We start from the raw sequence: 22628 nt of genomic DNA on the forward strand, positions 1-22628 counted from the left end.
ACTATAGCCCAGCGATTAACGCCAAAGTATCTCGTTGGGCTTGCTCTAAATTAGCTAGCTCTCCATCACTAGGCAATTGCTCTGCTCTGAGCTTATTATCAATTGCCGCACAAGTCTCAGAAAACAGCTTTAAACTTAAATTTGCAGCCGTGCCTTTTAATGTGTGGATATGCGTATGAGCTTGCTGGAAGTCCTGTTGCGCTAACAGGGTTTGCAGCCCATCAAAACAACCTTGTACATCTTTTTCAAAATGCTTGAGTAGCATAACGAGCATTTCTTCGTTGTTAGCTAAGCGCTCTAGCGCTTCCTCTTTATCAAACACTGTTAATCCAGACATTCTCGTTTCCGTGTTCTAACTAATTGAATTGCACATGATTTAATAAATATAGTGCGATACCTGAGTTATTTAAACACTAACAGTAAACTAATTTTCTATTAGCTAATCCTGTACTTTGGCTAATTGTTAAAACAAAAGGTTATAAGTAAAATTTTGTTTAAATGGCAAACGTATGTTATTTATTACAAATCAAATAGCGAAAGCTATATACTTTAAATTGCATAAGGTTGCATTTGTGAAATTACTTTCTTTAGTCCTAGTCATTATTAACGTGGTGGTCATTATTATCCCATCGCGGGGGACTTGTTCGGACTAAAGAAAAAGAAACCGAATACCAGCCCCCCGCACCGCAAGGTTCGGGGGGCTTTTTATTAGGTCTTTCTAAAACTAAAAAATATAAAAAAACAAAAATACATATCGCTCTGGAATAACAAAAACAACAAAGAGTGGATTGCATAGCTATAAGCGGGAAGGAAAGTAATGACAGGCGCACAGCTGGTTCTAAAAGTCTTACAACAACATGGTATTAAGCATGTGTTCGGTTATCCGGGCGGTGCAATCATGCCTATCTATGATGCTTTATACGACTCTGAAGTAGAGCATTTTTTATGTCGTCACGAGCAAGGTGCTGCATTTTCTGCAGTTGGTTATGCGCGTTCAACCAACTCTGTTGGCGTATGCATGGCGACATCAGGTCCAGGTGCTACCAACCTAGTGACAGGTTTGGGCGATGCGTTACTTGATTCAATTCCAGTTGTTGCTATCACAGGACAAGTATTTAGCTCGCTTATGGGAACCGATGCATTCCAAGAAATGGACGTACTTGGTATGTCGCTAGCGGTTACTAAGCATAGCTTTGTTGTTGAAGATATCAGCGAACTTGCATCAACTTTACATCAAGCGTTTGAATTGGCTCAATCAGGCCGACCAGGTCCAGTACTTGTTGATATTCCAAAAGATATTCAAGTAGGTGCAGTGGATTTTGAACCTTACCCAATACCAGAAAAGCAAATTCCAGTATTTGAACCTGATTTAGTCGAGCAAGCAAAAGCATTGATCGCCGCTGCGAAAAAACCAATATTTTATGTTGGTGGAGGCGTGGGCATGGCTGACAGTATCGAGCAGCTTAATGCGCTATTGGACTATACACAGATTCCTGCAGCAGCCACTTTAAAAGGTTTAGGTACGATAGACCCTAGCTACCCACACTACATTGGTTTTATGGGAATGCATGGCTCAAAAGCAACCAATATGGCTGTTCAAGAGTGTGACCTTCTAATTTGTACCGGTGCGCGTTTTGATGACCGAGTCACGGGTAAATTAGATACTTTCGCACCAAATGCCAAAGTCATTCACTTAGATATAGATAAAGCTGAATTTGGCAAATTACGCCAACCTGACGTTGCTATTCGCGGTGACTTTAGAGAGCTACTCCCTGCTTTAGCTGTTAAAACAGATATTGCTCAGTGGCAAGCCAAGTGTTCAGCCTTAAAAACTGAACATGCATGGCGATATGACGCGCCTGGTGAAGGTATCTATGCGCCGGCTTTGTTAAACCAGTTAAGTAGCAAATTACCTCATGATCACGTTGTATCTTGTGATGTAGGACAACATCAAATGTGGGTTGCACAGCATATGCAATTTACTTCTCCACGCAATCACTTAACCAGTGGTGGTGCAGGGACGATGGGCTTTGGTTTGCCAGCAGCAATTGGCGCTCAAATTGCACGTCCAGATACTATGTCTGTGGTGGTTTCAGGTGACGGTTCATTCATGATGAATGTGCAAGAACTGGGCACGATTAAACGCTTCCGCTTGCCTATTAAAATTGTCCTTATCGATAACCAAAGACTTGGCATGGTAAAACAATGGCAAGAGCTGTTTTTTGAAGAGCGTTACTCTGAGACTAACCTGTCAGATAACCCTGACTTTTTAACACTGGCGAAGGCGTTTGATATTCCATCAAAAACGATTCACAGCAAATTTGATGTTGAAGCGGGTATTGACGCTTTAATTAATACAGATGGCCCATTTTTATTACATGTAGCCATCGATGAAAAAGAAAACGTTTGGCCATTAGTTGCGCCAGGCAAAGCTAACCACGAAATGATAGAGGGATAACAAATGAGTCATACATTTAACATTATTGCGAAACAACAACCGGCAATGTTAGAGCGTGTCCTTCGCGTCGTCCGTCATCGTGGTTTTAATTTACAAAGTCTAAATGTGGCTGATTGCACCGAGTCTGGAAATGTTGAAATTGAATTGACAGTTTCTGGTGTAAGACCAATAGAAACACTGCAAAAGCAGCTCGATAAGTTATATGATATCGCTCATTTAGAATTAACAAGCGCAGCCGATGCCGTTGCGATCCGTGCATAATTAGGAAGTATCCAGCTATGAGTAAACAAAACCCAGAATTAATTTGGCACAATGGTGAAATCAAACCTTGGGATGAGGCGAGTGTTCACGTGTCTTGTCATGCTATCCACTATGGTACTTCAGTCTTTGAAGGTGTGCGTTGTTACAACACGCCTAAAGGCCCTGCGATCTTCCGTTTAAAAGAGCACACGCGTCGTTTATTCGACTCTGCAAAAATCTACCGCTTTGACCTAGGTTTCACTGAAGATGAAATCAATCAAGCGTGTAAAGACATCGTTCGTGAAAACGGTTTCAAAGATGCTTACTTGCGCCCATTTGGTTTCCTAGGTGCACATGGCTTAGGTATCAACCCGCCAAAAGTACCATTAGATGTATCAGTTATCGCCTTAGAGTGGGGTGCTTACTTAGGTGAAGAAAGCTTAGAAAAAGGCGTTGATGCTGCGATCACTTCTTGGAATCGCTTAGCGCCAAATACTATGCCTACAGGTGCAAAAGCCGGTGGTAACTACCTGTCTTCGCTTCTGATCACAACTGAAGCAAAGCGTCACGGCTATGTTGAAGGTATCGGTTTAGATTCAAATGGCTGTATCTCTGAAGGTGCAGGTGAGAACTTATTTGTCGTTCGCGATGGTGTGATCTCTACACCACCAGTAACGGCCTCAATTTTACCAGGTATCACCCGTGATACTTTAATGTCTATCGCTAAAGATATGGGCTACGAGGTACGCGAACAAGCATTACCACGTGAAGCTTTATACTTAGCAGACGAAGTATTTATGTGTGGTACAGCCGCAGAAGTAGTACCTGTTCGCAGTGTTGACCAAATCGAAGTGGGCAATGGCGCACGTGGCCCAATCACTGAGAAAATTCAAAAAGCTTACTTCGACCTTGTTAAAGGTGTAAGTGAAGATAAGCATGGTTGGTTGCACTATATCAACGACTAGAAGCGTCATAGCTGAAATTTATACGGCATTGTCGTCGCTTTTCGCCCCAATCACTTATATTCATAAGCTCATGGGGTCTCAAAGCTAGACGGCTTTGTCTAAATCTCATCTATCTTGCTTAATTAAAGCGATGAGAGTTGTCGGAGGGAAGAAACATGCCCTCTTGCTAACTAAGTTAGCGGTAAGACCACGGAATTCATTTTTATTAAATTGGGCTAAGCCCAGTTAAAACAGATAAAGGCAGGACAAAATTATGCCAAAGTTAAGATCTGCAACTTCTACTCAAGGCCGTAATATGGCTGGTGCCCGTGCACTATGGCGTGCAACGGGTGTTAAAGACGGTGATTTCGGAAAACCAATCATCGCAGTTGCTAACTCATTCACACAATTTGTACCGGGTCACGTACATTTAAAAGACTTAGGTCAATTAGTTGCTCGTTCTATCGAAGAAGCGGGCGGTTTAGCAAAAGAGTTCAATACTATCGCTGTTGATGACGGTATCGCAATGGGCCACGACGGTATGCTTTACAGCTTACCTTCACGTGATTTAATTTCTGATTCAGTTGAATACATGGTTAACGCTCACTGTGCCGATGCGTTAGTGTGTATCTCTAACTGTGACAAGATCACGCCGGGCATGTTAAATGCGGCAATGCGTTTAAATATCCCTGTAATCTTTGTCTCAGGTGGTCCAATGGAGGCAGGTAAAACTAAGCTTTCAGATAAGATCATTCACTTAGACTTAGTTGATGCGATGATCGCAGGTGCAAACCCTGATGTATCAGACGAAGACAGTGAAAAAATTGAACGTTCAGCTTGTCCTACCTGTGGTTCATGTTCAGGTATGTTCACAGCTAACTCAATGAACTGTTTAACAGAAGCGTTAGGTTTATCACTACCGGGTAATGGTTCAACATTAGCAACACACGCTGATCGTGAAAAGTTATTTATCAATGCTGGTAAGCGTATTGTTGAGCTGTGTAAAGAGTATTACGAGAATGACAACGAAGCGGTATTACCACGTAATATTGCTGGTCGTAAGTCATTTGAAAATGCCATGGCGTTAGATATCGCTATGGGTGGTTCAACCAATACTATCTTGCATTTATTAGCAGCAGCACAAGAAGGTGAAATCGATTTCACTATGGCTGATATTGATGAAATGTCACGTCGTATTCCACACCTAAGCCGAGTTGCTCCTGCGGGTAATGATTACCATATGGAAGACGTTCACCGCGCAGGTGGCGTAATTGGTATCTTAGCTGAGTTAAACCGTGGCGGTTTACTTAATAATGAAGTAAGCCATGTAGTTGGCGGTACAATGCAAGATGTCATTGCTAAGTACGATATCGTTACCACTGAAGATGAAGATATTAAAACTTTCTACCGTGCAGGTCCTGCGGGTATTCGTACCACACAAGCTTTCTCACAAGATTGTCGTTACCCAACATTAGATGATGACCGTGAAGGCGGTTGTATTCGCAACGTTGAAAACGCCTATTCTAAAGACGGTGGCTTAGCGGTACTAGACGGTAATATCGCGATTGACGGTTGTATCGTTAAAACGGCTGGTGTTGATAAAGAATGTTTAACATTCGAAGGTCCTGCCCACGTATTTGAAAGCCAAGATGCTGCAGTTAAAGGCATTTTAGGTGATGAAGTAAAAGCCGGTGAAGTCGTTGTTATTCGCTACGAGGGTCCAAAAGGTGGTCCAGGTATGCAAGAGATGCTTTACCCAACAACTTACCTTAAATCAAAAGGTTTAGGTAAGCAGTGTGCATTAATCACTGACGGTCGTTTCTCTGGTGGTACATCTGGTTTATCTATCGGTCACATCTCACCAGAAGCGGCTAGTGGCGGTGCAATTGGTTTAGTTAAAGATGGCGATATCATCAAGATTGATATTCCAAACCGTTCAATCGTGTTAGATATCTCTGATGAAGAGTTAGCACAGCGTCGCATCGAGCAAGACGAAAAAGGCTGGAAACCAGCTGTTTCTCGTGAACGTAAAGTGACTTTAGCACTTAAGCAGTTTGCGATGTTTGCAACATCTGCTGATAAAGGTGCAGTGCGCGATAAGAGTAAATTTGAAGACTAAATTACTTCGCTACTGAGCTTGATACGGCATTGTCCGCATTGCTCAAACTCATTAGCTTTGTAATTAATATGGGTTGGTTCTGCCTGCTCAAACTAAAAAATTTAAGGTCGGTTTTTACCGACCTTATTGTTTGACCAAAACAAACAAGACGTTAAATGACTATGACTGATACAAAGACAACACCGATAAGTGCAGATGAGTACTTGCGCAAGATCTTACTTGCGCCAGTTTATGATGTGGCACGCAATACAGACTTAGACTTTATGCCTAAACTCGCTGAGCGTTTGCATCATGACATTTGGCTTAAGCGTGAAGATCAGCAACCGGTTAAGTCGTTTAAGTTACGTGGTGCATATAATAAATTGGCCTCACTGAGCCAGGAACAAAGAGATCTTGGCGTCATTGCAGCATCTGCGGGTAACCATGCGCAAGGTCTAGCGATGTCGGCTAATAAGATGCAGGTTAAGGCAACAATTGTAATGCCTGAAACAACACCTGACATTAAGGTCAATGCAGTGCGCCGCTTTGGTGGTTATTGGGTTAACGTAGTTTTACACGGTAAAAACTTTGATGCCGCTAGTGCTGAAGCGAGTCGATTATCCGCTCATCATGGATTAACTATGGTTCATCCTTTTGATGACCCTGATGTTATCGCTGGTCAGGGTACGATAGGTAAAGAGCTTTTTGACGCCAAGCGCGATATCGATACCATTTTTATTGCTGTTGGTGGCGGTGGCTTAGTGGCAGGTATCGGTGCCTATATTAAGCAGCTTAACCCTGATGTACGCATTGTTGCTGTTGAAGCAGAAGAATCAGCATGCTTAAAAGCGGCTTTTGAAAAAGGCGAGCAAACCACACTAGATAAAGTAGGGATTTTTGCTGACGGTGTTGCAGTAAGGCGCATTGGTGCAGAAACGCTGCGTTTATGTCAGCAATATGTTGATGAAGTGATTACGGTTTCCTCTGATGAAATTTGTGCCGCAATAAAAGATATTTTTGATGATACTCGTGCAATTGCCGAGCCTGCCGGTGCTATCTCAGTTGCGGGGATCAAAAAGTGGTTAGCTGATAATCCACAAACAGAGCGTCAGCAATTAGCAGGTATCTTGTGTGGAGCGAATATTAATTTCCATACTTTGCGTTACGTTTCAGAGCGCTGTGAATTAGGTGAAGGCCGAGAAGCGATTATCGCTGCGACTATCCCTGAACAAAAAGGAGCATTTAGAGAGTTTTGTGCTGCATTGGGTGATAGAACCATTACTGAATTTAACTATCGCTATTGCCCTAAAGGTGAAGCAAGTGTTTATGCTGGTGTGCGCTTACGCCGCGGTGAAGATGAGTTACAGGAGGTGTTTTCATCACTGACAGATGAAGGTATTAACTGGTTTGATTTAACTGATAACGAAGTGGCTAAACAGCATGTGCGTTACATGGTCGGTGGTCGTGTTGATGACTTACCTAATGAACGCTTGTATAGCTTTGTACTACCGGCTTTACCTGGAGCACTCGATAGCTTCCTAAATACGTTAGGTGGGCTTTGGAATATTACGCTATTCCATTATCGCAACCACGATGCGGCAGATGCTATGGTATTAGCTGGTTTTGATATTAAAGATGATGAAAAAGCCGAGTTTGAAAAGCACCTGCAAACAGTCGGTTATAAATTTGAAGAAGAAACAGATAACCCCGCTTATCGCTTTTTTCTTAAAAGTTAATCGTCAAATAGACTAACGATAAAACCCGCTAAAAGCGGGTTTTTTTATTTTAAATTAAAAAAAGCTGCATCTTTTTTCAATTGGCGCCGTCTTTATTAGTAAGCAGGTCGATAGTACCTATTTACTCAGTCCCTTAGGAAGTCAATATGAATACGCAAAAAACTCAGAACAATAGCGAAATAAATCAAGTTCAATCAAATTGTCATTGTTGCTGTGACTGTCATTGTCAATGTGATTGCAACTGCACTTTGCAAAACTCAGCTTGTACCCAAAGTTGCAAATGCGATGCTCGTTCTGACACCAAGCCATCAACCCCGAGCTGTTGTTAAACCTAAGCTTAAAATTTTAAAGCGAGCTAATGCAGCTCGCTTGAGCCAGGAGAGAAAATGACAGAACAAATATGGCACCAGTTTCACCAGCAATTACTCAATTTTATTTTAAGCAAAGTGCAAGATCAGCATATAGCTGAAGATATCCTGCAAGATGTTTTTATCAAAGTGCAACAAAAGCTCAGTACGTTAGAGAATGCAAATAAACTACAAGCTTGGTTATATCAAGTTTGTCGCAACAGTATTATTGATTATTACCGCAGTAATAACATTCAATTTACGCCTCTGGTATTAGATGCAGCAATACCTGTGGAACAAAATGATAGTGATCTTGCTCAGCTCAGCCGTTGCCTGCAAATCCTGATTAATGATTTACCAGCAGATACTGCACCACTATTGGTGGCCAGCGATCTGGAACAAATTAAACAGCAGGTGATTGCTAAGCAATACCAACTCAGTTTGTCTGCTACCAAGTCTCGAATACAAAGAGCGCGGAGCCAACTAAAAGATAAATTGCAGCAGTGCTGTGACTTTGAATTTAATGAGCAAGGGCCACAAATGCATTGCAAGCGACAATGCGGATGCCAACATTCAAATTAGGAATATCACTGGTTAACGGGTAAAGCTGTCGCGAAGCTAAAAACCATAAGCTATAGTTGTACAAAAAAGGAGCGGGGGTAGGATGAGCCTTGCCTTAAAATCGACAGCAAGAGCAGTAAGACTATGGCGCAATCGGATTATGTTTGCGCTATCAGGATTAATTACCATCAGTATTCTGCTTTTAATACTACTTAGTGCTAATCAAAGCCAACACATGATGCAGCATGAAATTAATTATCAAGTTGCATCAATTAAGCCTTACCTTAAACAATGGCCTGATCAAGCTTTAAACACAGAGCAAAGCCAATTTATTCAACAGCGCTTTCACAGTTTTAATCATGTTGACGTTTTGCATTTTGCTCATCAAAAACAACTGCCTTTAGTTGAAGCTAAGCTGTTTGATTGGATAAGGACAACCGAGCGGGTCAAGATAACCGACAATACCTCACTGCGCCTCACCTATACCTTACTCCCGACTCGTGCTGTGTATTATTTATTTTCACTGGCTGTAGCGCTTATTTCGTTGAGTTGTTTAGTACTCGCTGTTGTTGCCAAAATGGTTGAGGCTAAATTTTTCAGCCTTGAGAAGAAAGCTAGAAAATTAGCGATTGCAAAAAGACGCTCTGAGCACATTAAAAATCGCTCCTTGTTAGGTTTACTCGATTCTTTACTCGATGAACTGGCTTGGTCTCGCAATGAACAAACGCGTATTGATAAATTTATTCGCAAGCAAACTTTCCTCGATGCAGAGCTAGGAATAGGTAATCGCATCTTTTTTGACCATCGTATAGAAGCAGCTCTGAATGCCAATGAACACGGGCAAAGTGGAGCGGTTATGTTGGTACATTTTCACGAGCTCGATCGCGTTGAAAAGTTACACGGAGCAGAAACGGCCAGACACATACTACTCGAATATTGCCACCTGATTAATCAAAGCCATAACTTACCGACGGAGCCTTTATTAGCGAGACGCGCTTACATGGAACTGGCCGTGTTATTTGTCGATATTGATGACAAAGATTTAATTGCGGAAGCCGAGCTGTTATTGCAAAGGTTAAAGTTGGTGGAATTGCCCGATAATATCGACCCCGATAACTTTTACCATATAGGTTTAGCTCCGTTTAAATCTGGCTATACCGCTTATCAAGTTTTATCTGAAGCGGACATGGCGCTTCGCAATGCGCAACTTCAAGGCCCATCGGGTTGGTTCATGTATGAAGATAATGAAAAACCAAAAACGGCAGTTATGGGGGCTTTGAAATGGCGAACCTTATTAGAGAAAAGTGTTAGTACGGCGAATTTTGTCTTGTTGTTCCAACCCGTTTTGGGCACCAACAGTCAAGCACATCACCAGCAGGTTTTTGTCAAACTCCCCGATGATGATGGCAATTTGTTAAATGCCTCGGTCTTTTTGCCCATGGCGAAAAAATGCGGATTCCAAGCGAGAATTGAAAGTATAGTGATTAAAAAGCTCTTTGATTTATTCAATCAAGATGCATCTAGTCGTGCTAGTAGTTGTATTTCTCTTTCATGTGAATCACTGGTTAACAAGGATTTTTTTAATTGGTTAGATGGATTCCTCATCGAACAAGACGAGCAAAGAGACAGAATGATAATTGCGTTGAATGAATACGCCTTAAACCAATACTCCAACGAATTAATTCGACCTTTGAAGCGGTTAAGTGAATTAGGTATTCGTATTTTAGTTGAACAAGTTGGGCAATATGTTGTGCATTCTGGATATTTGCGACAACACCCGATTGCTTATCTCAAGTTACATGTCAGCATCATTCGCAATATTCAAAGTCGACCAGAAAACGAATTATTTATTCGTAGTTTAAAAGGAGCCGTCGCTGGCTCTCCGGTCCGGTTATTTGCCAGTGGAGTAAGCGAACATGATGAATGGCAAGCATTACTCAAGCTACAAATTGACGGTGGTCAAGGCCAGTTGTTTGATGAAAAAATTGAAAATTTGCTCGCCAGAAGTGAGTAACCCGTCAGTGGTTATACAGGTTATCTAGGTATGTTTGATTGATAATTTTTCTCTCTAACATTCCTTGCCAACCTTGTAAGCCACCTGTGTGTAAAAAGACAATATTACTGCCGGCAGCAAAATGATTGGCGGCTATCAATTCAAACAGTGCAAATAAAGCTTTACTGGTATAGATAGGGTCGAGTATCAGTTGGTTTTGTTGGCCAATTTGCAAGGTAAAATTGAGCAACTCGGGTGATACTTTAGCAAAACCGCCAAAGTGATAATCAGTCAATAACTCAAAGGCGTTCATTTTTTTTTTATCTGTTAATAGCGCTTTTACTTCATCAATGAGGTAAATACCATTTTTAACGGCAGCTGTGGCGATCACTTTTTGCTGTGGGCTGATATTTTCCAATAACCCAGCAGCGGTAGTTCCCGAGCCTAAGGGAGTAAAAAAGTAATCACATTTTATTTGCTTATTCACTTCTTCAATTAACTGCTTAAAACCGACTAGGCCGCATTGACCAAAACCACCTTCAGGTATGATAAGACTGTTGGGAAATTGCGCTTTAATTTGAGCAAGAAAATCGGCGTCGTGACGGCGTTTATACGTCTGGCGGTCAAGAAATTCGAAATGGGTGTGACTTTTAGGGCAATGGCTCAAAGTAGCGTTGTTTTTCGAAGATGCTTCTCCTCGAATATACGCATGTAATTGTACATCTAATTGCTGACAAACATGTGCTAATGCATGAATGTGATTACTAAAAGCGCCACCAAAGCTAATTACATGTTTAATTTGATGTTGTTCAATATAAGGTATGTAACCGCTAATTTTTCGCCACTTGTTACCTGAAATATCTCGGTGGATTAAATCATCTCGCTTAACATATAAATTAATGCCGTGTTGCTGCGTTAATTGAGTGGATAATTTTTGCAGTGGGCTTGGGAGTGAAAAAGATGGAGTTTGAATCACATTGTTACTTTATGTATCTTGGCAAGCGGAATGTTATGGTCAATAATGCTATAAGTTAAGGAAACTTTCTAATGCTTTCAAATAATTAGTCTAATAATTGAGCTTACGCATGTTGCAAAATTTACCGCCGTGGTTGAGTAAACTTTTCACGCAAAAACGACCAGACAGCCAAGCTGGTTTTTTTATTGCTGCCACTGGTATTTACATGGTTGTATTTGAGCCTGCACAAAAGGCACCTGTGCAATTTGATTTTGAAGCATTTAGTGTCGATAGCAACCCAATTGCTTCGCTAAAACAGCTGATTAAACGCAATAAAATTGAAGATGTATGTTGCCATGTTGCCCTGCCTTTCAATCAATACCAACAAATTGCTGTAGATAAGCCTGACGTCGAAGAGGCGGATTTAGCATCTGCATTAAAATATGCCGCTAAAGACGATATTGCCGGCGATTTAGAGCAGTACCTGATTGATTATTTTGATATACCTGCCCAACCTTTTGGTCAAAATAAAGTTAACTTAGTTGCAGCTAAATATGATTTTGTCAGTGAGCTGGTCGACCTCCTACACAACCGCGATTTACATATCTCGACAATTCAGACAGAAGAGCTGAGCTATCGCGCTTTGTTTACCGATAAAGATGAAGCCGTGCTGCTTATTACCCATCAGCCAAACCAAGATCTACTGGTACAAATTGTTAAACAAGGCTTGGTGTATTTCAGCCGACGTATTCGCGGCTATAACAAATTACAAGATTTTGCTGAATTAGAAATTGAACATGGTGTAGCGGATAACTTAAGTCTGGAAATTCAGCGTTCGTTAGACTATTTCGAAAGTCAGCTTAGACAAGCGCCCGTTAAAAGAATCTACATGGCAGTCGATAACCCTCATCAGAATATTTTGATCGACAAAATTGGCATGAACTTCCCTATACCTGTGTTACCGCTGACTTCATGGTTGGCAGAAAGACACGATGACAAAATGAATGCGGCTGGTTATATCGTTGCAACCGCTTTAACGACACAAACGGCAGGGACATCATCAACTCAGGAGTCAGTCGATGAAGTCTAGCGTCAATTTTTATGTAAAAGACTTCCATCCCAAAGTTGATTTATTGTCTCCTAAATGGGTGTTATCTGCTTGGGGGGTATCGCTGGCGTTAATCATTGTATTGAGCTCATTTGCATCGAGTAGCCTCGATGAAGCTAAAAGAGCTAATGATATAGTGTTGGCTGAATTTGAAGACACCTCTGAGACAACCGAAGCTCTGAAAGCAAAAGCACAAGAGCATGTTGAGTCTCCTTCATTGTTGCAAGCTGTTGTTGATTTAAAGAAAGAAAAAAGTGTTAAAAAGCGGTTATTACAAGTTCTCGACAGTAAAGAACAAAAAGATAGCCTAGGTTATGCTGATTTAATGTTTGATTTAGCTGAGTTTAATAACCCTGACATCTGGCTTACGCAAATTAGCTACGGCCAAAAAGAGGTATCGATTCAAGGTGCTGTTAAAGATGCTGCTTCATTGCCAGTGTGGTTAGGGCAATTAAAAAACTCATCGTATTTTCAAGGTAAAGAATTAACTGAATTGCGCATGAGTAACTCAGATGATGAATTGTATAATTTATTTGAGTTAGCAACCGGTGGGCAAGCTGAAGATGAACCGCTTTCTGACTGGTTCACGGTAAGCAAAGACAAAGGTAATAACAATGGCTAACTGGCAAACCTCTACTCATCAATGGGTAACGCAATATTCTGCCTTGAGCCAGCGTGAAAAGCTGATGATTCTATTAACTGGGCTCGTACTCATTGTCATGGTCGGATACAGCTATGTGCTTTACCCTATGTGGCAAAAAGAGCAAGCCTACGAAAAAGAAACGCGACAGCTGAAAATGGAGCAGCGAGCTCTGCTCAACGAACAGATTGTTTACTTGGAGCACCTTGAACAAGATCTCAATGCCAAGTTGTCTTCACAACAAATTCAATTGAACAAAACGATCGCAGGTTTAGATAAAGCATTAGATGAATCTGTGGTTAATTTGGTGCATCCACAAACGATGCCTGCGGTGATACAAGCTATTTTAGAGCAAGCCGATGGTTTAGAAATTACCGAATTTTCAGCTCAACAACCTAGCCCTTTAGTTGTTGATACTAAAACTGAGCAGCAGCTCAACCTATTTCGTCATGGGGTCAGTGTTAAAGTGGAAGGGAGTTATCGTCAGCTTTATCAATTTCTCGCTAAAGTCGAGCAGCTACCATGGCAGTTTTACTGGCATAACTTTAATTATGTTGTCCTTGAGCACCCAAAAGCTGAACTATCAGTCAATATCTATACTTTAAGCTTGAAAAAAGGATTTATCGGTCTATGAAATCTGTTATTTCTTGCTTAATGCTTTTGCTACCACTGTCTGTGATCGGACAAACTAAGGTGCTAAAAAGTGATCCAACGTTGCCCAAGGTCGTTTCAGGAAAAAGCAAAACTTCAGCCAGCAAAAAGCAAGATACTGATTGGGTTTTACAGGCAATTAAGTTATCGGGTGACAGTCGAACCGCTATTATTAACGGAAAAATAGTGAAAGTTGGCGATTACATTAATGATTTCACACAAGTTAAAAATATCAGTTTGAGTCAAGTGACATTGGCACAAGCAGGAAAGTTACACCAGCTAAAGTTAGCGACTTTATCGGTGAAAAAAGAGTCCAAGATCAATTATGAAGATTAGTCCGTTTTATCTAGCCATTATTTGTTTATTGTTAACCAGTTGTCGTCTCAACGGGGTTAACCCAGACATAGAACAAGCCTTTGAATCCGAAATTCAAAGCAAAGATGAAACGTCTGAAAATGCCGTCCCCAGTGCTATCACGCAAGAATTAATGCCAAGCTTGGTTCCGATTGAAAGTGAAGCAAGCCTAATTACTGAAAAGCGTTTCGATATTGAAGCAATCGATGTCCCCGCCTCTGCATTTTTCCAAAGTTTAGTTTCTGATACTCCTGTAAGTGTGGCTTTGCATCCAGAAGTGTCTGGTAGCATCAGCTTGAGCTTAAAAGGTGTTACGTTAGAAGACGTACTCGCTGTTGTAACTGATATGTATGGCTATGAAGTGCAGCTAAAAGGGCGATTATTACAAGTTTTCCCTGCTGGCCTTAGAACGGAAACATTTGCCGTTGATTATCTTTCAATGCAACGCATGGGCTTATCTATGACGTCTATCACATCAGGTGGTGTTGAGAGTGATGATGAAGACGAAAATGGTAGTAACAACAATAATAATAACAGCAATAACGGCTTTAACGGTGGTGGTAATGGTTCGCAAAATGGCATGAACCAGTTTGGTGATGGTAGCAAAGGCACTACCATTGTGACCCAAAGTGAACACGATTTTTGGAAAGATTTAAAAGAAGCACTACAAGATTTGATTGGTACGGGTAGCAAGCGCACTATTGTCGTTAACCCTCAAGCCGGTTTAGTTACTGTGCGCGCTTACCCAGATGAGCTTCGCAGTATTAAAGAGTTCTTGCAACAAACAGAACAGCATTTACAGCGCCAAGTGATTCTTGAAGCTAAAGTGGTTGAAGTAAACTTAGAAGATGCTTATCAGCAGGGAATTAACTGGCAATCTGTACTTGGTCATTCTGGCAGTACTGATTTTTCATTCTCAACATCTGCGGGCTCTTTTGGTAACCAAATTACTAGTGCTATTGGTGGTATTGCTAACCTGACATTCTCAAATGAAGACTTCTCTGGTGTTATTACGCTGTTAGAAACACAGGGTAACGTGCAAGTGCTATCTAGCCCGAGATTAACGGCTTCAAACAACCAAAAAGCCGTGATTAAAGTGGGTACTGATGAATACTATGTTACGGAAGTATCTACAACAACCGTTACAGGTACCGCGACAACGTCGACACCTAATATTGAACTAGAGCCTTTCTTCTCTGGTATTGCGTTAGATGTGACACCGCAAATTGATTCAAATGGCGGGGTTATTTTACATGTGCATCCATCCGTTATTGAAACACAAGAGCAAGTTAAAATTATCACCCTTAACGAGCAAGGTTATGAGTTACCACTTGCGCAAAGTACCGTTCGTGAATCTGATACGGTTATTCGTGCTCAATCGGGCGAAATTGTCGTGATTGGTGGTTTGATGCAGTCAGAAACTCAAGATATCGAGTCCAAAGTACCGTTACTGGGTGATATTCCTTGGATTGGCGAAGCGTTCACATCACGTGCGGAAACTATTCAAAAGAAAGAATTAGTGATCATGATTAAGCCGACTGTTGTCGGTGCAGGTACCTGGACAGAGCAGCTACAGCGCTCATCTGATCTATTGCAAACTTGGTACGGCAGCGACGAAGATTAATCGTTGGTTCAATCGCTAATAGGAACAACATGTATTTACAGCACTTTGGTTTAAGCGAGTTACCGTTTACGTTAACCCCAAACACGCAATTCTTTTTAGGCTTGCCATCTCATCATGAAGCACTTCAAGTGCTTTTGACTGCACTGGATTCCGGTGAGGGCTTTATCAAGGTAACGGGTGAAGTCGGTACGGGCAAAACACTACTGTGCCGCAAGCTTCTGGCGGAATTACCGGATAAATATATTGCAGCTTATCTGCCCGACCCTTACCTCAAACCCGATGAATTGAGATTAGCGGTGGCACAAGAGCTAGGTATTGAAGGTTTAGAGTCTGAGCTTTCGCAACAACAAGTTACTCAGCTGATTCAGCAAAAGGTCATGGCATTAACCGCCGAAGGCCAATCGGTTTTAATTATTTTGGATGAAGCACAAGCGCTAACAGAAGATAGCATTGAAGCGGTTCGATTATTTACTAACTTAGAAACAGAAAGTCGCAAACTCGTGCAAATTGTTTTGTTCGGTCAGCCAGAATTAGACACCCGCCTAGCAAAGCCAGAATTAAGGCAAGTTAAACAACGAATTAGTTTTAGCTATCAATTGCGCTGTTTATATCAAGAAGAAGTTCAAGCTTATATTCAACACCGCATGGCCATTGCTGGCTATACAGGTGCTCCAGCTTTTGACCAAAAAAGCTGTGACTACATTTATCGCGTTTCAAAAGGGGTGCCGCGCATTATTAATATATTGGCACATAAATGCTTGATGTTGTGCTTTGGTGAGAATCAACATTTAGTGGCTAAGCAGCATGTGCAAAAAGCGGCATTGGATACAGAATCCGTCGCCGATAATTTACCTAAAGATTACGCTTGGGCAATGGTTGCAGCCGCGAGTTTAATTGGTGTGGCGATAGCCGTTGGTACATGGAAGGTGATGGCATGAGTGTAATCAATAAAATGTTGCAAGATTTAGATGAGCAACAAAAATCTAAAAAAGATAGCAACGAACAGCTCAGCTACCCAAAAATTGATGTCACGGTTCAGCCAAACAAATTACCCAAATCACTGATGTTGGCAGTCGTTTTAGTGTTGTCGACTATAGTGGCATCAGCGACTTTATGGTGGTGGCAAAACCAGGCTGATGAAGCGGTTACACAACCTATCGCCTCTGAAGTCGTGATTAAAAAGCCTGTTGAGCAAAAGCAACCGCAAGCTGAGTCAACTATCCGAAAGACTGAGGAACCAGTAGTTGCTGCCAAACCGGCTGATAAACCAGAGCAAAAAAAGGCACCGACCATCGCATTTAACGCCAATGTTAAAGCGATTGAAGAAAATAAATTAGCGTCAACAAACCAACCTGTTGATGATACTGACCAGAATACTCAGGCTGAATCTTTAACAACCCCTGTTACTACTGAAAACGTTCCAGTTGAGTCTATTAACAAAACAGTAGAAACGGTTTTAGCGGATGAAGCCCAAGAGCCTAAAGTCGCTAGTTTTAATAAAACACCGAGTAGTAAAACGCCTGAGCAAATGGCAGAAAAAGCGTTTAAGCGTGGCAGCGATGCCTACTTACGCGGCCGTTTTGCTCTGGCAGAAAGCGAATTTAAAAAAGCATTGGCTTTTCAACCAGATTTACACGAAGCTCGAGCTCAATGGGTGGGGCTATTATTTGGTGAGCAAAATTATCAAAAAGCCATGACCCTGCTGCAATATGGCATCACCTTATATCCAGAGCACACGGGTTATCGAATGCTAGCTGCTCGTATTTGGCTTGAACTCGAACAGCCACAAACTGCGCTGCAAGTGCTACAAGATCACAGTCCTAATGAACGATTTAATGATTTTTACCAGCTAAAAGCAGCATTAAGTCAACAAAACCAAAAATGGCAGCTGGCTTTAGATAGTTGGCAAGCCCTGCTTAAAGCAAACCCTAATCAACAACGTGGAACTTGGTTGCTGGGCGCTGCCATTGCTTACGAGCAGCTGAATAAGTCAATTGATGCTTTAGATTATTACCGATTAGCGTTAAAAATGGGATTACCTATCAACAGTGCCCAATATGCTCGATCTCAAATAGCAAACTTGGAGCAAAATAATGATTAGGCCAAAGCTGAAAAAGCGCTTAGGTGATTTGTTAGTAGAAGAGCGCATCATCACTGAAGCACAATTAATGGAAGCACTTGGTCAGCAAAAGCAAACTGGCCGTAAACTCGGAGCGACGCTTATCAGTAACGGCGCCATTTCAGAACAGCAGTTACTGACCTTCCTTGCACAACAATTAAATGTGCCTTTTGTCGATATATCGCAAAAGCGTGTCGACCCTGAAATTGTAAAATTACTTCCTGAAGTACATGCTCGTCGTCATCGCGCACTTGTTATCGAAGCGTCCAATGAAGAAGCCACCGTCGGTATGAGTGATCCTGCGGATCTCAATGCACTCGATGCTTTGTATCCGTTACTAGCACCACGCGATCTAAAAATTGTTGCGGTACGTGAAAGCCAGTTACTCGAAGCGTTTGATGGTTTGTATCGCCGAACCGCTGATATAGAGTCATTTGCTCATCAGTTGGAAGAAGAGTACGACGAGTCAGCCGATTTTGATTTAGGTGAGTTAACTTTTGATGATGGCGATGAAGATGAAGCAACAGTCGGTAAGTTATTACATACCATCTTCGAGGATGCAGTCCAAGCAAGGGCTTCAGATATCCACATCGAACCCGATGAACGCCAATTGCGCATTCGCATGCGTGTCGATGGTGTGTTGCAAGAGAACTTATTAAATGAGACGCGTATTGCTGCAGCTTTAGTATTGCGTTTAAAACTGATGTCGAGTTTAGACATTTCAGAAAAGCGCTTACCACAAGATGGTCGCTTTAATGTCAAAGTTCGCGGTAAAAGTATCGATGTCCGTATCTCGACTATGCCGATTCAACACGGTGAATCGGTGGTGATGCGTTTACTCGATCAATCAGGCGGGGTACTGACACTTGATCAAACCGGTATGCCCGAAGAGTTACTATTCCGTTTTCGCAATGTTATTAAAAGACCTCACGGTATGGTGCTGGTTACAGGTCCTACAGGTTCGGGTAAAACAACAACGCTTTATGGTGCGCTGAATGAGTTAAACCAAGCAGCTAAAAAGATCATTACTGTAGAAGATCCAGTTGAGTATCGATTACCTCGTATCAACCAAGTTCAAGTGATTCCAAAAATCGATTTAACGTTTTCTAACGTGCTAAGAACGGCACTTCGTCAAGATCCCGATATCATCATGGTAGGTGAGATGCGTGACCATGAAACGGTAGAGATAGGTTTACGAGGCGCCCTAACGGGTCACTTAGTGTTATCAACGCTGCATACCAATGACGCGATAAGCTCGGCTATACGCCTTATTGATATGAATGCACCGGGTTATTTGGTTGCTAGCTCTTTACGAGCGATTGTGGCACAAAGGCTGATTCGCAAAGTATGTACTAAGTGTGCAACCCCCCATCCGTTAGAACCATCGGAGACAACTTGGTTAAGTCAAATTGCCAAGCAAGATATTTCAGACGTGCAATTTGTTAAGGGTAATGGTTGCCAAAGTTGTAACTACGTAGGCTATCGCGGTCGTATTGGTGTTTTTGAGATACTCGAACTCAATGAAGCTATGATGAATGCACTAAAGCGCGATGATACGGAAGACTTCTCAAAACAAGCCCGTTTAAGCCCTTACTACAAACCTTTAGCCGCCGCTGCATTAGAGTACGCCAAGCAAGGTGTAACTACGGTTGAAGAGGTATTGCGCTTAGTTGAAAACTTAGCTGAGCTGGAGAGTGAGTCTGTATAATTATGGCTAAGTTTCAATACAAGGGTAAAGGCTCTACTGGTGTAGTGACTGGAACAATTGAAGCCAGTTCAGAATCACTGGCTGCTGATGTCCTTGCCAGACGAAGCATAGTTCCAATCTCTATTACTGAGGTAAAACAAGACGCTAAAAAAGCCGGCACGAATAACAAAGCGTCAACCAATGTGAATATCTTTACCCGTCAGGTTGACCTGGCTGATTTAGTGATTTTCTCGCGTCAAATGTACGCGCTGACAAAATCGGGTATTCCTATGATGCGCGCGATTGTCGGTCTTGCCGATACTACACAATCTGTGCGACTAAAATTTGCCTTAACTGAAATTGCGGCAGAGCTTGAAAAAGGTCGCCAGTTATCGACTGCCATGGCCGCGCATCCCAAAATTTTCTCTCGTTTATTTGTCAGTTTGGTCAATGTCGGTGAGAACACAGGTCAGTTAGAGGAAACCTTCCTCCAGCTCGCAACTTATCTCGAAAGGGAGCAAGAAACCCGTAAAAGTATCTCTGCCGCCATGCGATATCCGACGTTTGTACTGTTTGCTATTGGTGTTGCTATGGTTGTGATGAATATGTTTGTTATTCCAACTTTTGCAGACATGTTCAAAAAGTTTAACGCCGAGTTACCTTGGGCAACCCAAGTATTACTGACGACTTCTGAGTTTTTCCTCAACTATTGGTGGGCCATGTTATTGGGCATTATTTTTGCCATTGTTGGCTTTAGCTATTGGAAGAAAACCGAAAAAGGGCGGCGTGTTTGGGACAAGTTCAAATTAAATGTGCCTATTGTTAGCACAATTATCGAGCGAGCAACTTTATCTCGCTACGCCCGTTCATTTGGTTTGATGCTAAGAGCGGGTGTACCGCTTACCCAAGCGCTTGGCCTCGTTTCTGAAGCTGTTGATAATGCTTACATGGGTGATCGTATTTTAGATATGCGCCGAGGTATTGAGCGTGGTGACTCTTTACTGAGAACGTCTAATGCCAGTGAATTATTCACGCCTTTGGTGCTACAAATGGTTTCTGTGGGTGAAGAAACTGGGCGCATTGATGAAATGTTGGCTGAAGTGGCCGACTATTATGAACGCGAAGTGGATTATGACTTAAAAAGCCTAACGGCCAAAATAGAGCCTATTTTGATTGGCGTTGTGGCAGGTATGGTTCTGATATTGGCACTGGGTATCTTTATGCCAATGTGGGATATGATGAATGCTTATAAAGGACGTTAAATAAATCCTACTGTCATGGTTTTGCCGTTTAAACCTTGTAAGGTTGTTTGATGACACAAACAGATGCAAAAAAATGAACAAGTGAATGATAGTGCTAGCAAGCTTTATATCATTCTGATTACGCTCGTTATCGTCATCATATTGATGGCTAACTTGGTGGGTAATTTTAAAAATGCAGAATCAAGTGCTGGCCGGGTTAACTTTAATTTAATTGCCAAGCAATTTGAACAAGCAGTGCAGTTATCGCATCTTCTATGGTTACAACAAGGAAAACCGACAAAAGTGTTATTTAGAGGGCAAAGCCAAGACATAGTCGATGAATTTGCCTATGTATCTATGAATAAATTGGGCTGGCCTAGCAATGTAAAAACAGTATCTGAATTGACTGTCCAAAGCTGTGAACAAACTTGGCAACAGCTGCTTGCAGTGCCTTTAAAAAGCTTAAGGCAAAAGATCAATGTCAATTTAAGTAAAGAAGCTGGAAAGTTGATTTATTGTCACTATAGTGTGAATAACGAACAATCTTTTTATTATCAACCTGATAGCGGTCAAATCTTGATACAAAATACGTTAGCAATTGACGGATAAAGGTATATGATTAATTTAATACAACTGCGTTTTATGGAGACGAAATGAAAAATAAGCAACAAGGCTTCTCTTTAGTTGAGTTAGTGATCGTAGTCATTATCTTAGGTTTATTAGCAGTAACTGCCTTGCCAAGATTAATCTCGGTAACTGAAGATGCTGAAGATGCAACCGTTGAAGGTGTTGCTGGTGGCTTTGCAACAGGTGTAGGTATTGCACGTACACAATGGGAACTCGATGGTCGCCCAAGTGGCAACGGCGCTAATGCCAATACTAGTACGATTGTACTTGATCAAGTAACCGTTGGGGTTGACGGTAACATCGGTTATCCAACCAATGATGGTTCAGATAACTCGTTGTCATCAACTATGTCTGCAACTGACTGCCAAGAAGTATTTGACTTAATTTTACAAAGCTCACCGCGCAGTACGACGACATTTAACACTGCCACTATTTTAGAAGTTGATTACTACATCAATGTGAGCAGCAATGTATGTTATTACTACTTAACACAGACGATTAAAGATGAAAGCTCAGCTCCAACTAATACCACTACAGGTAACGGTTTCACTTATGATGCGAGTTTAGGTCAAGTCGAAGTTTTCAGTAATAACTAGTGATAAATACAGAATCAGTTGATATTTGATATCAGCTGATTTTTTAGGCTTTTTTAATTTAATTAATTTCTTTTGGAGAATTCAATGAAAAGAAATTCAGGTTTTACCTTAATCGAATTGGTAATTGTAATTGTAATTTTAGGTATTTTAGCGGTAACGGCTGCACCTAAATTTGTTGATATTCAAGATGACGCCCGTCAAGCAGCAGCTGAAGGTGTGCAGGGTGCAATAAAAAGTTCTGTTTCTGCTATTCACGCTAAAGCGCTGATTGAAAGTAAAGATGCCTCTTCTGGTGAAAGTGTAAATGCAAGTGGTACTGACGTTGATTTAGCGTACGGTTACCCTGATGGTACTGCTGATGGAATTCGTGCTGCCGTTGAGTTAGATGGTGATTGGGCAACGAACTCAGCTGCTGGTGTTTCTTCAGGCACTAAGACTTTTATTTTCACCGATGGCACATTGTGTTTTACTTACACAGAGGCTTCTGAATCAAATAATGTAATCACTGCCCCTACTGTAAGTGCTATTGGTAGTACCTTTACAGCAGGTACTCCCGCTACTTGTACTTAATAGCAAGTCTGATTATTTAAAGCGAGCATATGCTCGCTTTTTTTATGGCTATAATTTAGTTATTGATTTATAAAGCTAA

At 41.6% G+C, this 22628-nt stretch carries 21 protein-coding genes; 19 read left to right on the plus strand and 2 right to left on the minus strand.

Annotated features, from left to right (window positions below):
• Nucleotide 1: 1 nt before the first annotated feature.
• Entirely contained in the window at nucleotides 2-337 is a 336-nt protein-coding gene (locus HR060_RS03110; RefSeq protein ID WP_174198811.1) for an Hpt domain-containing protein, read from the minus strand.
• A gap of 480 nt (nucleotides 338-817) precedes the next feature.
• On the opposite strand from HR060_RS03110, the gene ilvG reads away from it, so the two are divergent.
• The 7 genes from ilvG (at nucleotide 818) to HR060_RS03145 (ending at nucleotide 10398) form a co-directional block, all read left to right on the plus strand.
• Nucleotides 818-2458, plus strand: a complete 1641-nt coding sequence (gene ilvG, locus HR060_RS03115) for an acetolactate synthase 2 catalytic subunit (protein WP_174198812.1) — start codon at nucleotides 818-820, stop codon at nucleotides 2456-2458.
• 3 nt (nucleotides 2459-2461) lie between these two features.
• Nucleotides 2462-2719, plus strand: a complete 258-nt coding sequence (gene ilvM / locus HR060_RS03120) for an acetolactate synthase 2 small subunit (protein ID WP_174198813.1) — start codon at nucleotides 2462-2464, stop codon at nucleotides 2717-2719.
• A gap of 17 nt (nucleotides 2720-2736) precedes the next feature.
• Nucleotides 2737-3663, plus strand: a complete 927-nt coding sequence (locus HR060_RS03125) for a branched-chain amino acid transaminase (RefSeq protein WP_174198814.1) — start codon at nucleotides 2737-2739, stop codon at nucleotides 3661-3663.
• A gap of 253 nt (nucleotides 3664-3916) precedes the next feature.
• The gene (ilvD, locus tag HR060_RS03130; protein WP_174198815.1) at nucleotides 3917-5761 is read left to right on the plus strand and encodes a dihydroxy-acid dehydratase; all 1845 of its coding nucleotides are present in this window, start codon (nucleotides 3917-3919) and stop codon (nucleotides 5759-5761) included.
• A gap of 161 nt (nucleotides 5762-5922) precedes the next feature.
• The gene (gene ilvA / locus HR060_RS03135) at nucleotides 5923-7476 is read left to right on the plus strand and encodes a threonine ammonia-lyase, biosynthetic (RefSeq protein ID WP_174198816.1); all 1554 of its coding nucleotides are present in this window, start codon (nucleotides 5923-5925) and stop codon (nucleotides 7474-7476) included.
• A gap of 386 nt (nucleotides 7477-7862) precedes the next feature.
• Nucleotides 7863-8405: a sigma-70 family RNA polymerase sigma factor gene (locus tag HR060_RS03140; RefSeq protein ID WP_174198817.1), complete on the plus strand. Its 543-nt coding sequence runs from the start codon at nucleotides 7863-7865 to the stop codon at nucleotides 8403-8405.
• 82 nt (nucleotides 8406-8487) lie between these two features.
• A complete protein-coding gene (locus HR060_RS03145; protein WP_174198818.1) occupies nucleotides 8488-10398 on the plus strand; it encodes an EAL domain-containing protein in 1911 nt (636 codons plus the stop codon).
• Nucleotides 10399-10402: 4 nt separating this feature from the next.
• On the opposite strand, the gene HR060_RS03150 is transcribed toward HR060_RS03145, so the two are convergent.
• The gene (locus HR060_RS03150) at nucleotides 10403-11353 is read right to left on the minus strand and encodes a pyridoxal-phosphate dependent enzyme (protein ID WP_174198819.1); all 951 of its coding nucleotides are present in this window, start codon (nucleotides 11351-11353) and stop codon (nucleotides 10403-10405) included.
• Nucleotides 11354-11462: 109 nt separating this feature from the next.
• On the opposite strand from HR060_RS03150, the gene HR060_RS03155 reads away from it, so the two are divergent.
• From HR060_RS03155 to HR060_RS19605, 12 genes are all read left to right on the plus strand, one after another.
• On the plus strand, nucleotides 11463-12422 hold the full coding sequence (locus HR060_RS03155) for a hypothetical protein (RefSeq protein ID WP_174198820.1): 960 nt from the start codon (nucleotides 11463-11465) through the stop codon (nucleotides 12420-12422).
• Nucleotides 12412-13062 (plus strand): PilN domain-containing protein, encoded by a 651-nt coding sequence (locus tag HR060_RS03160; RefSeq protein ID WP_174198821.1) that lies wholly within the window; start codon nucleotides 12412-12414, stop codon nucleotides 13060-13062. The genes HR060_RS03155 and HR060_RS03160 overlap by 11 nt, the downstream gene beginning before the upstream one ends.
• Complete coding sequence (locus HR060_RS03165; RefSeq protein WP_174198822.1) at nucleotides 13055-13714, plus strand: type II secretion system protein GspM; 660 nt, start codon at nucleotides 13055-13057, stop codon at nucleotides 13712-13714. The genes HR060_RS03160 and HR060_RS03165 overlap by 8 nt, the downstream gene beginning before the upstream one ends.
• A complete protein-coding gene (locus HR060_RS03170) occupies nucleotides 13711-14067 on the plus strand; it encodes a hypothetical protein (RefSeq protein WP_174198823.1) in 357 nt (118 codons plus the stop codon). Before HR060_RS03165 ends, HR060_RS03170 begins: the two co-directional genes overlap by 4 nt.
• Nucleotides 14057-15709 carry a pilus (MSHA type) biogenesis protein MshL gene (mshL, locus tag HR060_RS03175; RefSeq protein WP_174198824.1) on the plus strand — a complete coding sequence of 551 codons (1653 nt, stop codon included), beginning with the start codon at nucleotides 14057-14059 and terminating at the stop codon, nucleotides 15707-15709. Before HR060_RS03170 ends, mshL begins: the two co-directional genes overlap by 11 nt.
• A 29-nt stretch (nucleotides 15710-15738) precedes the next feature.
• Nucleotides 15739-16647, plus strand: a complete 909-nt coding sequence (locus HR060_RS03180) for an ExeA family protein (RefSeq protein ID WP_174198825.1) — start codon at nucleotides 15739-15741, stop codon at nucleotides 16645-16647.
• Entirely contained in the window at nucleotides 16575-17810 is a 1236-nt protein-coding gene (locus HR060_RS03185) for a tetratricopeptide repeat protein (RefSeq protein ID WP_174198826.1), read from the plus strand. Before HR060_RS03180 ends, HR060_RS03185 begins: the two co-directional genes overlap by 73 nt.
• Nucleotides 17803-19536 (plus strand): GspE/PulE family protein, encoded by a 1734-nt coding sequence (locus HR060_RS03190; RefSeq protein WP_174198827.1) that lies wholly within the window; start codon nucleotides 17803-17805, stop codon nucleotides 19534-19536. Before HR060_RS03185 ends, HR060_RS03190 begins: the two co-directional genes overlap by 8 nt.
• A 2-nt stretch (nucleotides 19537-19538) precedes the next feature.
• Nucleotides 19539-20777 carry a type II secretion system F family protein gene (locus HR060_RS03195; RefSeq protein ID WP_174198828.1) on the plus strand — a complete coding sequence of 413 codons (1239 nt, stop codon included), beginning with the start codon at nucleotides 19539-19541 and terminating at the stop codon, nucleotides 20775-20777.
• A gap of 63 nt (nucleotides 20778-20840) precedes the next feature.
• Complete coding sequence (locus HR060_RS03200) at nucleotides 20841-21365, plus strand: hypothetical protein (RefSeq protein ID WP_174198829.1); 525 nt, start codon at nucleotides 20841-20843, stop codon at nucleotides 21363-21365.
• A gap of 44 nt (nucleotides 21366-21409) precedes the next feature.
• Nucleotides 21410-21979 (plus strand): prepilin-type N-terminal cleavage/methylation domain-containing protein, encoded by a 570-nt coding sequence (locus HR060_RS03205; protein ID WP_174198830.1) that lies wholly within the window; start codon nucleotides 21410-21412, stop codon nucleotides 21977-21979.
• A gap of 84 nt (nucleotides 21980-22063) precedes the next feature.
• On the plus strand, nucleotides 22064-22549 hold the full coding sequence (locus HR060_RS19605; protein WP_174198831.1) for a type II secretion system protein: 486 nt from the start codon (nucleotides 22064-22066) through the stop codon (nucleotides 22547-22549).
• The last annotated feature ends 79 nt before the right edge of the window (nucleotides 22550-22628 follow it).

The organism is Marinifaba aquimaris, assembly GCF_013328345.1.
In the GTDB taxonomy this organism is placed as follows: domain Bacteria; phylum Pseudomonadota; class Gammaproteobacteria; order Enterobacterales; family Alteromonadaceae; genus Marinifaba; species Marinifaba aquimaris.